Below are 13,523 nucleotides of genomic sequence, written 5' to 3' on the forward strand. Positions count from 1 at the left end.
CTCCCTTGTCGCCTGACTGGTAGAACCGGGACAAGAGGCGCGACGCGCGCCCCCCGTGATGGCGGAGGTTTCCTTTCAAAGCTTGCGATTTGCTGTCACCCCACCTACCATAAAGGGGTCTGCTGGGCGAAGGGTGTCGCCGAAAAGAAGGCAGCAAGCACCGGCTATTGTGAAGCTTCTCTTTTGGTATCGGCACCGTGAGTCTCTCTGACATCGATCGAATCCTGCTACAACGCTGCATCGACGGAGCGCCGCGCGCCTGGCAGGATTTCGTGGAACGCTTTCTCGGATTGGTGATCCACGTCGCCAATCACACCGCCGAATCACGCGGCCTGACGCTCGACGAATCGACCCGAGACGACTTGGTCGCCGAAGTCTTTTTGGTCCTGTTGGCTTCGGACCGTGGGGTTTTGCGACGATTTCGCCGCGACAGTTCCCTGGCAACCTACCTGACCGTGATCGCACGTCGGGTGATCGCCCGAAGGTTGCATCAGGAAGGTTTCCGAACCCGGTTGTCGGTCACCGGTGCCGAACCGGCGATGAACGAGCCGACCGAACGGATCGAGAATCGCGAAGAAGTGGAACGTTTGATGAGCCGGCTTGATCCCGAGGAATCGAGTGTGGTCCGAATGTACCATCTGGAAGGGATGTCCTACCAAGAGATCAGTCAGGCGATCGGGCTGTCCGAGAACTCGATCGGGCCGATGCTCAGTCGAGCGCGACAAAAAATGCGCGAGGGTGCTTGAGGGTTGATGAACAAGTCAAAGGAAAATGCTCTGTCGTCGTGCGCTCGGCGGAGTTTTATCAAGGATAGCGGGCTGATGATCGCCGGGGGCGCCATCGGTGGCGCCGTCGCGGTCGGAAAAGCGGTTCAGGGCGGTAGCACTGCCCCAATCAAAATCGCGATCATCGGTTGCGGTCGCCGCGCCCGTGAACTCGCCGATGCCGTCTGGGCCATCGACGACGAAGCGGTGCAACTGGTCGGGCTGGCGGATTACTTTCATTCGCAAACGCAGTCGATGTACCGCAGTTTGAAAGGACGCTACACCGGCCAGATCGCAGCGGATTGTGTTCGTTCCGGCGGCGAAGATTGTCTCAGCCCGATCCTGGAGTCGGACGCCGACATCGTCTACGTGACCACACCACCGGTGGATCGCCCCGATTGTTTTCAACGCATCGTCGAAGCCGGCAAGCACGCCTTTCTGGAAAAGCCACTCGCCGCGGACGCCGCCGGCGTGCTCCAGACCATCGACACGGCGAAACAGGCCGAGGCCGCCGGATTGACCGTGCATGTCGGTTTTCAGCGACGCTATGACAACCGTTACCAAGACGTGATCCAACGCGTGCGCAACGGCGCCATCGGAACGCCCATCTTTGCCAGAGCGTTTTGCAATGCGGGATCCCTGCGGCCACCGGTCCACGCCCGCAACGAATCAGACGCCGAAATCCAACGCCGCAATTGGAATCATTATCAATGGACCGGAGGCGATTTCTTGATCGAGCAGCACGTCGCGGGGTTGGACGTGATCCGTTGGGCGCTCGACCAACCCGCCTTCGTCGCTCAAGGTCAGGGAGGGTGGGGCAGCTTCGACACCGCTGAACATCAATCACTGCCAACCGATCGATCGGGCGATGTATTTGATCATCATACCGTTGAATTTGAATTCGCCAGCGGCGCGGTGTTGCTGTCGCAATGTCGTCGAGTGGCCAAATCGTGGAACAATACCAGCGAACACGTCCACGGTACCTTGGGACGGGCCGAATTGTCCGCGGGCAAAATCTATTCCCTCGACGGCGAGGTCGTCTGGCAGTCCGATCAACCCTCGTCGCTCAAAGCGGCGACGGTCGCACAGCAACGAGCCTTCCTGCAATCGATTCGCCGCGGCACCGCGGAAAACCAGGTGGCGTCTGCGGCCGCCAGCACGCTGATGGCAATGCTGGGACACCAAGCGACGCGAACCGGCAAACGGATCCAGATGGTCAAATGGATCAACGAAGCCAAGTACCGCATGGGACAAGCCACGAACGCCTGAAGCGATTCACTGTGGCGGCATCGGTATTTCCAACGGTGACAAACGGCAGTGACTTGCTGACACGAACGAGGCTACGGTTGGCCCGCCGAATCATTGTTGGACTTGCGTCTGATCGTGACCGACACCACCTCCGGCAGCACCGACTCGATCTCCAGCGACTCGGGAATGTTCTTCAGGTGAGCTTCCGTCCGCCAATAGTTTCTTAACCGCCCCCCTTCTCGCTCGGTGTCCAACGAGACCGTTGCGGTCGTCGCGTCCAGCAGAGCGAATGCGGATTCGGTACCTGAGAGCGTCACTTCCGCATACGTCGGTTTCGGCTCTTCGATTTCCCAACCGTCGCGGAGGTTTCGAAATTCCACCGGCACGACAAGCGTGCGCTGGATCATTTCAGTCTCGAAGGCAAACATCAGCCACAGCAGCAACGCGCCGGCCACGGATAGAACCGGGACCGACACACGACGAAACCAACTGGGGCGGGCCATGTTGGCCGACTCGGCGCCCTGCAACGACCTGATCAACAACGGCACAAGACTTTCCGCTTCGACGCGTTGCAGTTCTCCATCCTTGGCAACGCTAATCGTGCCACGCTCTTCGGACACGACCAAGATCGTCGCGTCGGAGACTTCCGCCAACCCGACGGCAGCAGCATGTCGGGTGCCGCCTTCGGACAGCTTCGCCGCCTGTTGGGTCAATGGAAGATGCACGCCAAGTCGACTGATGCGCTCGCGCTCAATGATGATCGCACCATCGTGCCCCGGCGACTTGGGATGAAAAATACTCAACAACAATGGCTGACTTGCTTTCGCATCAACGTCCACGCCACCACGGAGGTGACGTTCCAAAGGCTGACGACCTGGTAGAACGATCAGCGCCCCGACGCGATGGTCAGCCATTTGACAAACCGCTTCCGCCAAGATCTCTGCCAGACCAAACGACTGCCGATCACCCGGGGCATCGGACCGCCAAAGGCCAGGCGACCACGTCCACGAAGTCAGCCGCTCGAAGCCGTGCCGGATGTCCTGTTGGAAAACAATCACCAATGCCAACAGAATGGCGACCGAGCCGTAGTGAAAGACCATTGTCACCAGATAAAGGTCCAACCACCGCGCGAGCAGGAAGATCATGGCGATCGTGGTGACGACCACGCCCAACGATCGAGACGCACGATCCCTGAGCCAAAACAGTATCAGGCAAAGCAGCACGCCAATGATGGCGACGTCCAGCAGATCAGTGAGTGAAAATGTCTGCCAAGCGTCGCGTACGATCTTCATCAGCTCGCCTCTCCAGGGTCCAACCGAAACAACACACAAACACGACCGCCCACAGTGCCCCGCAAACGCAGGAGTGTCGTGAATGGATCAGCCAGTTCCTTCGCGGCCACCTCAGCGCAAGGAGTGATACTGCGTCAAGTCACCGAGCCCTTCTGCAATTTCCATGCCGTAGAAACTAGCGAGCACACTGGTCGGTTTTCGCGCATCGGAATCAACCTTCCTCTGCAATCGACGAATTGACGATCTGAGTGCTTCTCCCTCCCAGCCGGATCATCGACTTCAGTCCCGAGCGAAGCAGTGAGCCGCGACGCTCAAGCGGCCAAAACATCCTTCAGCCCCCGATTCAATTTGCCACTTGTTCTCATTCCATCATTGCGCCCTCGAGAACACGTTGGCAACGAGCGGACGATGACGCTTCGGAACGACCAAACCTCGCGAATTCATGAAGATCACCCCGTTGGCGATACGGTTGGAACGCAAGTTGCCTGTGGCCTGTCGCTTGAATCGATGTTCCGACAAGGAACGCGACCAGCAGTATCGATACCGTTCATTGCTCACCCCTGGCGACGGTCCACGATAACAACTCGAAAATGGAAGGCCCTGCGGATGAGTGATGATCAACGGCAAATGCTCGGCCGGCTGAAGAACGACCTGTTCACCGCAGCCGTGATCGGCGTGGTGATTGCCCTCAGCGTCGGCATCTCGACCTTCGCGATGGGACACGTGGGCGATGGAGAGGCGCGGCGCCTACTCGAATCGGTGATCCCGACCAGTCGCTTGTTCTGCTCGAGCATCTTGACGGTTTCGGCCACCGTGCTGGCGTTGATGTTGACCATGATCGGATTGGGGCATAACGCCGATGCGGGTTTCTCCGACGCTCACTATCACCGGATCATCAAGATTGCACTCTACGACGCGATCCTCTTCGGGGGCGGCGCGATCGTGTTCGTTTTGCACTGCGTGCCGATCTACGAGTCAGACACGATTCCCGGCTGGTGGTATCCCACGATCTATTACGGAGTGCTCGTCACGCTCGCAATCCTGGCCGGCGGCGCCGTCGCGATCATCACGTTGCTCTACCTGGCCGTCAAAGATCTCATCGAAGTGATCGCATTGGGGAGAACGGATCACTGCCTCGCAATGTCGGTCTCAGACAGTGATGAACCAGACGGCGATCAACCAGACGGTAAAGCATCGGACGACGCTGAATAGCCTAGACCGCGACCGTTGGGTCTCTCCGAAACCATCGGGCAAGGGCTGAGAGACCTGGCTGAGGGATAGGGCGCACCGATGCATCCGGCGATCGACCAAGCTGGAGGATTCGAGACCAGACCCTGGCGTGAATCTGTTTGAAAATCGGTCGGCGCTTCGAAGCTGGATGGCTCTGCGACAGCGACGACCAGCTTGGCCCGTCGTTTGCATGGAAGGCTCAACCGCAAGTTGCTCTTTTGTCAACAATGACCGTCCGCAGGAGGATGACCCAGCATGTTCGTTCAAGAAACTGTGTTAACTGATGGCATCGCCCAGCTGTCTTATCTGCTCGGCGATACCGACACGGGCCGCGCTGCCGTGATCGATCCGCGAACCGACGTCGAGGTTTATGAACAGCTCGCGCGGAAGCATGGCTTGTCGATCACCCACATTTTCGAAACACACATTCACGCGGACTTTGTGTCGGGAAGCCGGTCATTAGCCCAGCGCGTCGGACGAGCAACAATCTATTTAAGCGGAGATCATGCGGACTATCAGTTTGATGGTGAGCCCGTCGTTGATGGAGATTCCTTCGACTTCGGTTCCTTTCATCTGACGGCACGCCATACGCCGGGGCACACGCCGGAGCATTTGACGTTTGAAATCGCTGAGAGCGACCACCGCGACACGCCGTGGGCCGTATTCACCGGCGATTCACTGTTCGTGGGTTCGGCCGGTCGGCCTGACTTGCTCGGGGAAGGCCAGACCGCGCAGCTGGCCGAAGCGTTGTATCACACCTTGTACGGCTATTTCTTGAAGTTGGATGACTTCGTAACGGTCTTCCCGGGCCACGGCGCCGGCTCGGCATGTGGAGCCGACATCGGCGATCGCCTGCAGAGCACGATCGGGTACGAGCGACGCACGAACGCATTCCTCAGTTATCCCGACCTGGAGTCGTTTTGCCAGTTTGTGGTCTCCGATGCCCCTCCGGTTCCATGGCACTACCCGAAATTGAAGAAGGTCAACGCGGCGGGACCGGAGATCATGGATCGTCTGCCAACCATCCCGGCACTTCCGCCAGACGACTTCCGTCGCGTCGCACGCGAACCCGGCGTCCACGTCGTGGACACCCGGTCCATGCTGGCCTTCGGCGGAGGTCACGTTCCCGGTGCGATCAACATCGGAGGGCGACCGGAGATGTCGGCGTGGGCGGGGCAAATGCTGGACCTGGACCAGCGTCTACTGTTGGTCGTCGAAAGCGAAGACGATCTCGATCGGATCCAGCGACTGCTCGTCCGTACCGGGCACTGTAATTTCGCGGGCTACCTGAGCGGCGGAATGAAGGCGTGGGAGATCGGCGGATTACCGCTGGAGACTCTGGAACAAATCCCTGTCCAGCGACTGCGTGAGTTGCAGGTCAGCGACGGCGATCTGACGATTTTGGATGTTCGCGCCCCCGACGAATGGGCGTCCGGTCACATTCCAGGTTCGAAACATCACTTCGTCGCCGACATGCGCGACCGCATCAATGGCTTGGACAAAAATGCACGGTACGCCACGTATTGTGCCAGCGGATATCGGGCCAGCATCGCCGCCAGCCTGATGAAGTCGCGTGGTTTCAGCGATGTCAGCAATGTTCCCGGAAGCTGGGGCGCTTGGAAGGCGGCCGGGTTCCCGAGTGAACAACCCGAAGGAGCGACGGCATGATCCTGCAAACGCGATTCCCTTCGCTGACAATGCTCGCCGAAGTCAATCCGCTCGAGTACTCCGGTCCCGCGTGGTCGCCCTACTTGGTCGGAGCGTTGATCGGCGTGCTGTCGATGTTGACGTTCTATTTTTCAAATAAACCCTTGGGCGCGTCGACAGCCTACGCGCGTGTGGCCGGCATGCTGGGCAATCTGGCAGCGCCACGTCACACGCAACGGCTGAAGTACTTCCAAGACAATCCGCCAAAAGTTGGCTGGGAAGTCATGCTGGTGCTCGGCGTGATCCTCGGTGCCTTCTTGGCGGCATGGAGCGGAAACGAATGGACCGGACGTCTGTTGCCGCTGATGTGGCAAGACCGCTTTGGAGCCGATAGCGGATTGCTTCGTGTCATCGTCGCGTTCGGCGGCGGCGTACTGATGGCGTTTGGTGCACGAATGGCCGGAGGCTGCACCAGCGGCCACGGGATCAGCGGCACGCTGCAATTGGCGGTCGGATCTTGGATCGCCGCCATCTGCTTTTTCATTGGCGGTATTGCGACCGCGATGCTGATGTATGCCGTTTAGGCGGCCAATCTTCCCCAGGAGCCCACCTCATGTCCACCACCACTGAAAAGCCAAGCGATACACCGGCGACCGATACAACGGCACACGACACCACAACACCACACGCCGAAAACGATCATAACAAGCAACCCAAGCCGCTGCCGGCGGCCCACCGTTCACTTGCGTTGGGCGTGCTCTTCGGCTTTGTCTTTGGCTTCCTGTTGCAAAAAGGCGGCGTCGCGAAGTTCCACGTCTTGATCGGACAATTGTTGTTAGAAGACTTCACCGTGGTGAAAGTCATGCTGTCCGCTGTCGTCGTGGGCATGTTGGGAATCCACGCCATGCACAGGGCCAAGATGGTGGAATTCCACATCAAGCCAACTCGACTGGCATCCAACGTGATCGGTGGCCTGCTCTTCGGATGCGGATTCGCGTTGTCGGCTTATTGCCCAGGCACGGGAGCCGCCGCGCTGGGGCAGGGAAACTTTGATGCGATCGCCATGGTGGTCGGGATGGTTGCCGGTTCCTACGTCTTTGCCGAGGCCTCAGGTTGGATCAGTCGTCACCTCGATCCGATCGGTGACAAGGGCAAGCTGACACTCTTCGACCTATTCCCGCAAAGCCGAACCGCCGTCACGCTCAGCAGTGCGTCGTTGTTGGTGATCGTGTTGATCGTCTTGGAACTGACGACCACGCGGTAATCATAGCGCACGCAGAGAGGCGTGTTAAATACGGTTGGGGGTGAAGCTGTCGGCACCGCCGGCCAGCGGCCTGTGGGTGTAATCGATGACCAGCCAGGAATCGTCGGGCTGTTTTTGAAACGTCAAAATCACGCGTCGCGGGACTCGAACGTTTCTCATCGTGCCCGACGACAGGCTGGCGGTGACGGAAGCGTCCAGATCGACGGTTGCCTCCAAGGGATAGCTGCCGGTGACGAACTTGATTTCGATGTTGCGAACCGTCAGACGATGGAATTCATAGTTGGGCAATTCATTCAACGCCCGCTGTCGCGTCGTGGAGTCCGCGACGTAGACCACCGCCGACTCGTGATCGTTTCGTTCGACCGCGTCAGCCGTCTCATAGATGGCTTCGAGGATCTTTTCTCGATCCGTGACGATGGCGTCCGCGGCATAGAACGCCGCGGGAATCAGCAGTGCAGTGCACAAGGTGGCGATGCCCAGCCGTTTATTGCCTGTCTGTAACCAGCCATAAAACAACCCCGCCACGACGATCCCGATCATGATCGAGATCAACAATGGGTTTTCAGCCAGGATCGTCCACATCGCATCGGCCCTCGGCGGCTAGGGATTATCGATCGCCCGCTTTGATCAGACGAATCAAATCTTCGGTGTCCATCTTCGCCGCGCGGTCGGTTCCATCCAACACACCGGCGACCAGTTCACGTTTGTCGGCGTGCATCTCCAGAATCTGTTCTTCGATCGTGCCGGACGCGACCAAACGATAAACCGTCACGGGACGTTCTTGCCCGATTCGATGCGCTCGGTCGGTGGCTTGATCTTCGACGGCCGGGTTCCACCAGGGGTCTAAGTGTATGACGTAATCAGCGGCGGTAAGGTTCAATCCCGTTCCGCCGGCTTTGAGCGAAATCAAGAACAACTCGCCCTCACCCTCCTGGAATGCATCCACGCGACGTTGCCGCTCTTTGGCCGGCGTCGCTCCGTCCAGGTACTGGTACTTGATGCCACGCTCATCGAGCAATTCGCGAATCAGCCCGAGGTGTTTGACGAATTGGCTAAAGATCAAGGCCCGGTGTTCTCCGTCGCGGAGTTCATCGACGAGCGAGTCCAGCAAGCTGAGCTTGGCGCTGCCCTTGTCCCACATCCGGTCGACCAACCGGGGGTGACAGGCCAATTGCCGCAGCTTGGTCAACCAGGCGAGTGTTCGCATCCGGTGTTCGCCCGGCTTCGCATCACCGCCGGACAATTCGGCCAGCGCCGCGACCCGCGCCTCGTCGTACATCGCGCGTTCTTCGCCGCTGAGGTGCGCCTGCAGCGTGATTTCGGTGCGCGGTGGCAATTCGCGGAGCACCTTTTCTTTGGTGCGTCGCAGAATAAAGGGGCGAACCAATCGTGCCAGCGACTGACGGCGTTCGGGATCTTTGTGGCGTTCGATCGGATCGGCAAAGCGGTTCCTGAATCGGTCCCACGAGCCGAGCAACCCGGGGCTGATCGTCCGCAACAGGCTCCACAATTCCCCGAGATGGTTTTCCAGCGGTGTACCTGAAAGGGCGATCCGCCAGTCCGCTTCGAGATCGCGGATGGCGCGGGAGGTCTTGGTTTGAGCATTCTTGATGAACTGCGCTTCGTCCAAAACCAGCGTGTTCCATTGTTTGGCGGCGAAACGCTTGGCGTCACGCTGGACCAATTGATAACTGACGATCACCAGGTCACCCGCCCCGGCCGCATCGATGACTTGTTGCCGATTGCCTTCGCGATACAAGACCGGATTGAGCTCGGGGGCGAACCGCTGCGTTTCACGAACCCAGTTCTCTCCGACACTGGTCGGCGCGACCACCAGCGTGGGACCGCCAGCTGCACGATCGACCAAAACACCGAGTGTTTGGACTGTTTTCCCCAGACCCATGTCGTCGGCCAAGATTCCGCCCACGCCCCAGCGGCTCAACCGGGCCAGCCAACGATAGCCATCCAACTGGTAATCACGGAAATCAACATCCAGCGACTCAGGCTTGGTCGGATGGTAGTCGGCCAACGAATCCAAGTTTTCGATCACTTGGGTCCAGCGTGCCGAGACCTCCAAGGTCACGTCGGTGCCCAGCAATTCTTGAACGGCCGGGACGGCGGCATCGGCGACTTTTAATGTTCCACGGTCGGCGACAAGTGTATCGCCGAGTTGCTCCAACCGCTTGCGAAACGCGTCGCTGATCTTTGCAAATTCACGATCACCGACGCGGACCAACGCGCGACGCTCGGTCACCGCGGTCAACAGATCTTCCAAATTGACTTCTTGCCCGGCGACCGAAATGGTTCCCGAAAGCCCGAACCAGTCTTTCGAATCGTCGATCTGAACACGGAGTGCGGACGGCGTGATTTCACCGCGCACGCGAATCGTTTCGCCTTCGGGCCAGATCATCCGAGGCGCCTCGTCACCGGCATCGTACAGCCGCGCCAACAGATCGAGCGCTTGCTCGTCGCTTTGGGCGACCCATCCATAAGGTTCTTCGGGAGCAAGGTGATTGATCTGGAACCGATGGATCACTTCACCCGCACGCTCGCGTTCGGCCTTGGTGTCGCGGACCAGGCGAATGGGTCCCTGGTCGGTGATTCCCGGGACGATGGCCGGTTCTTCACCCGGACGCATCATGTCTTGCAATCGGGAATCGAACATCGACAGACGGACGAACATGCCGGCACCACCGCGGGGCCGCAATTCCAAAACCATCTCGGCCTGGATCTCTTCGAGCGGGCCGGCGAGCTGGTCCGGCAAATCGACGCGGACGAGCGATCCGATTTGGCCGATCTTCATCGTCAATTGGTGCGCCGCGTCGTCGTCCACCAAGACTTCATGCAAGTCGCTTTTGAGCAAGTAAGAAATCAGACGAGTCGCCCGGCGATCGCGCAGCGCAGCGATGATCAGCCGATTGCCGTTGGTCTCGGCGATCAGCACGACCGGTTGGGCGGGATGCAAATTGCCCAGCACCAGTTCGCATTGATTGATATCGATGTCGATCCCGGGCACTTGCAAGGCGACGCGATAAAGCGTCTTTCGTTTGGCAGGATCGGACTCACGTTCGATCTGCGTTTCACCGGCCCGTTCTTCGTCATCCAAGGAGTCGATTTCGACGGGCTGTAGAGCGACGGAAATTTCACCGCGTGAGACTTCGATGGGCGTCGCCGAGGCGTCGTCCCAAGCGACATTGGGATGCCCCACCAACAGATCGACCGATTGGAACAGGTTGTAATACTCGCGGTTCATCTCCGAGCTTGGTTGCGACGTGAGCGCCGCAATCTGGCTGTCGACCGCTGTTCCTTCGCCGTCACGTCGAAGCAGATCAAACGCGGGAGTCTGACGCCCCTTGGACCAGCCCTTGGAGTTCTTTTTCAACCGCTGGACGAACGGATTGATGCTGACCGGGCCGTACAGTTGGTTGTTCGAAATCTTGATCCGCCATTGCACCCGCGTCGACGTGTCTTCTTCTTTTGCGTGCGCTTCGTCGGTCAGTTTCAGCAGTTGGCTGACCACGTCACGGCCGGCAGCGACGGTGTCGGTTTTCAAGTCGCTTAAGAACAGCAGCACCTCTTCGCTGTTGCGACGGGAGATCTGTTCGTGCACCCACCAGGCGACCGCCAGGGTGCAACTGCATCGGCCCCGTCCATTCATCCGCGATTCGGCGCGTTCGTATTCGGCACAGGCGCAGGTCACCGAAGCGCGAAGCGACAGGTCCAACGGCGACTCGATCGCGTCGCCGTCGTCCTCGTCCACGTCCGGTTCGATTTCCAAGTTCACCAGATAAGGAAGTTTTCGTCCGGGACGCATCCGAAACTCAAAGCACATCTTGCCGTCGCTTTGAGAAAATTTGGGCGTCTCGACTCGCAGCATCGCCGCCCGCTTGTCCAGCGATTGATCGTGATCGTCCACCAGCCGCGAAACGGCTTCGCCGAGCAACAATCCAAACGCTGCCGGCAAATTCTCCGTGATCAATTCCATACTCAAACTAGGTTCCTTTTTTCGATCTGCCGCTGTCCAGGCCGGTGATCTCTGTCCTGGCCGGTAATCTCTGCTGTGCGACTTTTAAAAACGTTGGCCAACCCGCTATTCTACCGCTAGGCTGCTCGGTTGCGATGCCAACCGCGGCCCGAATGCCGGTTCAGACCAAGATTCTTCATAAACTTTCAACGAGTGGAAACGAATGCCGAAATTAACTGTCGAGGGTGTGGGTTCTTTTGAAGTCGCCGAGGGAAAACGATTGGTCCAAGCACTCGTCGAAGACGCGGGGACGGATCAATTACACGCTTGTGGGGGAATGGCAAGATGCACCACCTGTCGGGTCCAGTTCACCGACGGCGAACCCCCAAAAATGACGGCGGCAGAACGGGACACCCTCGCCGCGCGAGAAATCAGCGACGAGGGCGTTCGGCTTAGCTGTCAAATCCAGTGCGATCATGACATGAGTGTCAAATTGATCAGCCGTCTGGAAGGCAGCGGACGAAAGGACCAGGGATCGCCCGTTGCAGACACGATCCAGCCCGAACCGGTCTGGGTCGAGAAAGACGTCTAATACGTGCCCGCCGGGCGACGTTGGGTGCCGGCGAGCACTTTGATTAATCCCGCCCGGAGCTCCCTGACTTTCAACGGCAACGCCAACAGTTGCCGACGGGGACCGCGGCGGGCTTCCGAAATGATGCGTGCCTGACGTCGGTCCACCAACAGAATCGCAGGGATTTCGCTGGTGTGTTCATCGCTGGCGAATCTGTTGTAAGCCTCCAGCGCCAACGCCCCTAACTCCGCGGCGCTGAAAATCACACAGTCCGCCGGGGGGTCGTCGCCGGGTTCGAAACGCGACAACGCTCGATTGGGGTCCTGCGTGATCAGCACACGGTAGCCGCGCGACTTGAGCCGTTCGCGGATCGCATTCTGTAGCGCCGCCTTGGATTCGACCAACATCACCACGTAACCTTCGCCCTCATCGGTCGGCGCATCGTCATCGTCGTAATGCTCACCGGCACCGGGCGTTGCCCCGTCCGCACTCGATTTGCTCGGCCCCTTTTCCAGGATGTCCATCACCTTGCGGATCTCGGCCTGCAGCGCGGCGGACGATTGGATTCTCTGCTGCGGATTGAACTCCATCATCTTTCCGAGCAGCTGGGTGACGACCCCCGGGATGTCGGGAACGTACTGGCTGATCGGTTTGATTTCTTGAAACCGCGACACATTCAAACGGGCAAGCCGGTCGCGTGTTTCGGTCAGCGCGGGCTCACCGGCCAGCATGTGAAAGAGCATGTTGCCGGCGAAAAAGACGTCACTACGCGGGTCGTCCTTGCGGACTCCGGTGCCTCGCTCCAATGCGGCGTAGTCGATCGCCCGCGCGTTGGGGCAATCCGCGATCTCTTCGGGGTTTTTCCGATCGCTCAACGCCGCCAACCCGAAGTCCACCAATTTCGCTTTGCCGTCGGAAGAGATCAGCACGTTGGAAAGTTTCAAGTCACGGTGCGAGATCCCCATGCTGGCCGCATGGGCCAAGCCGGAAGCGACTTCGTGAATCAAACGCAGCGCCAGTTTGGGCGGCAGTTTTCCTCGCAGGCGGACGAGTTCTCGAAGCGTCTGACCTTCCACGAACTCCATCACCAGAAACGGATTCCGCGGATCCGCCACGACCTCGTGAATGCTGACGATGTTCGGATGCCGCAGCTTCAATCCCATGCTGCCTTCGCGGAGAAACTGTTCCATCTCCTTCGGCTCGTCGCGAAATCGCTTGCGAAGCACTTTGATGGCGAACACTTCGTCGCCCTTGCTGGCACGGTAGACGCGCGCAAACGTACCGGCACCGATCAGATACAGCACCTTGTAGTCGCCGTAAAAGTACCCGATACGGTCGCCGCGGAGAATTTTTTCGGTCTGCAGCGTCGTCACCAATCCGCGACGCTGCATCTGTTTGATCACAGAATCAAGCGTCAACTCCGTGCCACCGAGTTCCCCCATCGCGTGATCGACTTGGCGCCGCTCGGCGAGGCCAAGGTCTCCGATTCGGCGAGCAAATTCCTCTGGGGTCGGTTGTTCCATCGTTGCAAGAGATAAGAGAG

Annotated in this window: 11 protein-coding genes; 7 read left to right on the top strand and 4 right to left on the bottom strand. The window is 59.0% G+C overall.

Translation table 11 applies throughout. The annotated features are described in order from the left end of the window. The first annotated feature begins 197 nt into the window (after positions 1-197). Together TBK1r_RS06180 and TBK1r_RS06185 are read left to right on the top strand one after the other, a co-directional pair. Entirely contained in the window at positions 198-746 is a 549-nt protein-coding gene (locus TBK1r_RS06180) for an RNA polymerase sigma factor (RefSeq protein ID WP_095740419.1), read from the top strand. A 6-nt stretch (positions 747-752) separates the two neighbouring features. Then, entirely contained in the window at positions 753-2,033 is a 1,281-nt protein-coding gene (locus TBK1r_RS06185; RefSeq protein WP_145208176.1) for a Gfo/Idh/MocA family protein, read from the top strand. A gap of 71 nt (positions 2,034-2,104) precedes the next feature. On the opposite strand, the gene TBK1r_RS06190 is transcribed toward TBK1r_RS06185, so the two are convergent. After that, a complete protein-coding gene (locus TBK1r_RS06190) occupies positions 2,105-3,304 on the bottom strand; it encodes a diadenylate cyclase (protein WP_145208178.1) in 1,200 nt (399 codons plus the stop codon). Between the two features lie 606 nt (positions 3,305-3,910). On the opposite strand from TBK1r_RS06190, the gene TBK1r_RS06195 reads away from it, so the two are divergent. From TBK1r_RS06195 to TBK1r_RS06210, 4 genes are all read left to right on the top strand, one after another. Beyond that, positions 3,911-4,516 carry a hypothetical protein gene (locus TBK1r_RS06195; protein ID WP_145208180.1) on the top strand — a complete coding sequence of 202 codons (606 nt, stop codon included), beginning with the start codon at positions 3,911-3,913 and terminating at the stop codon, positions 4,514-4,516. 273 nt (positions 4,517-4,789) lie between these two features. Then, the gene (locus tag TBK1r_RS06200) at positions 4,790-6,202 is read left to right on the top strand and encodes an MBL fold metallo-hydrolase (protein WP_145208182.1); all 1,413 of its coding nucleotides are present in this window, start codon (positions 4,790-4,792) and stop codon (positions 6,200-6,202) included. Continuing rightward, positions 6,199-6,765 (top strand): YeeE/YedE thiosulfate transporter family protein, encoded by a 567-nt coding sequence (locus TBK1r_RS06205; RefSeq protein WP_145208183.1) that lies wholly within the window; start codon positions 6,199-6,201, stop codon positions 6,763-6,765. The genes TBK1r_RS06200 and TBK1r_RS06205 overlap by 4 nt, the downstream gene beginning before the upstream one ends. A gap of 29 nt (positions 6,766-6,794) precedes the next feature. After that, a complete protein-coding gene (locus tag TBK1r_RS06210; RefSeq protein WP_145208186.1) occupies positions 6,795-7,445 on the top strand; it encodes a YeeE/YedE family protein in 651 nt (216 codons plus the stop codon). 24 nt (positions 7,446-7,469) lie between these two features. On the opposite strand, the gene TBK1r_RS06215 is transcribed toward TBK1r_RS06210, so the two are convergent. Next, positions 7,470-8,027, bottom strand: coding sequence for a hypothetical protein (locus tag TBK1r_RS06215; RefSeq protein ID WP_145208188.1), 558 nt, complete (start codon positions 8,025-8,027; stop codon positions 7,470-7,472). A 25-nt stretch (positions 8,028-8,052) separates the two neighbouring features. Next, complete coding sequence (locus TBK1r_RS06220) at positions 8,053-11,430, bottom strand: DEAD/DEAH box helicase (RefSeq protein WP_145222119.1); 3,378 nt, start codon at positions 11,428-11,430, stop codon at positions 8,053-8,055. Positions 11,431-11,632: 202 nt separating this feature from the next. Between TBK1r_RS06220 and TBK1r_RS06225 the strand changes: the two genes are divergently transcribed. Then, entirely contained in the window at positions 11,633-12,001 is a 369-nt protein-coding gene (locus tag TBK1r_RS06225) for a 2Fe-2S iron-sulfur cluster-binding protein (RefSeq protein WP_145208190.1), read from the top strand. Here the strand turns inward: TBK1r_RS06225 and TBK1r_RS06230 are convergent. Beyond that, complete coding sequence (locus TBK1r_RS06230; RefSeq protein WP_145208192.1) at positions 11,998-13,503, bottom strand: serine/threonine-protein kinase; 1,506 nt, start codon at positions 13,501-13,503, stop codon at positions 11,998-12,000. The genes TBK1r_RS06225 and TBK1r_RS06230 overlap by 4 nt on opposite strands. Positions 13,504-13,523 lie beyond the last annotated feature (20 nt).

Source organism: Stieleria magnilauensis (assembly GCA_007753675.1).
GTDB classification, from domain to species: domain Bacteria; phylum Planctomycetota; class Planctomycetia; order Pirellulales; family Pirellulaceae; genus Stieleria; species Stieleria magnilauensis.

Bases quoted from the DNA above. Each gene is read 5' to 3' on its own strand.
- TBK1r_RS06185 (WP_145208176.1), top strand. From the start codon at position 753: ATGAACAAGTCAAAGGAAAATGCTCTGTCGTCGTGCGCTCGGCGGAGT.
- TBK1r_RS06190 (WP_145208178.1), bottom strand. From the start codon at position 3,304: ATGAAGATCGTACGCGACGCTTGGCAGACATTTTCACTCACTGATCTG.
- TBK1r_RS06195 (WP_145208180.1), top strand. From the start codon at position 3,911: ATGAGTGATGATCAACGGCAAATGCTCGGCCGGCTGAAGAACGACCTG.
- TBK1r_RS06200 (WP_145208182.1), top strand. From the start codon at position 4,790: ATGTTCGTTCAAGAAACTGTGTTAACTGATGGCATCGCCCAGCTGTCT.
- TBK1r_RS06205 (WP_145208183.1), top strand. From the start codon at position 6,199: ATGATCCTGCAAACGCGATTCCCTTCGCTGACAATGCTCGCCGAAGTC.
- TBK1r_RS06210 (WP_145208186.1), top strand. From the start codon at position 6,795: ATGTCCACCACCACTGAAAAGCCAAGCGATACACCGGCGACCGATACA.
- TBK1r_RS06215 (WP_145208188.1), bottom strand. From the start codon at position 8,027: ATGTGGACGATCCTGGCTGAAAACCCATTGTTGATCTCGATCATGATC.
- TBK1r_RS06220 (WP_145222119.1), bottom strand. From the start codon at position 11,430: ATGGAATTGATCACGGAGAATTTGCCGGCAGCGTTTGGATTGTTGCTC.
- TBK1r_RS06225 (WP_145208190.1), top strand. From the start codon at position 11,633: ATGCCGAAATTAACTGTCGAGGGTGTGGGTTCTTTTGAAGTCGCCGAG.
- TBK1r_RS06230 (WP_145208192.1), bottom strand. From the start codon at position 13,503: ATGGAACAACCGACCCCAGAGGAATTTGCTCGCCGAATCGGAGACCTT.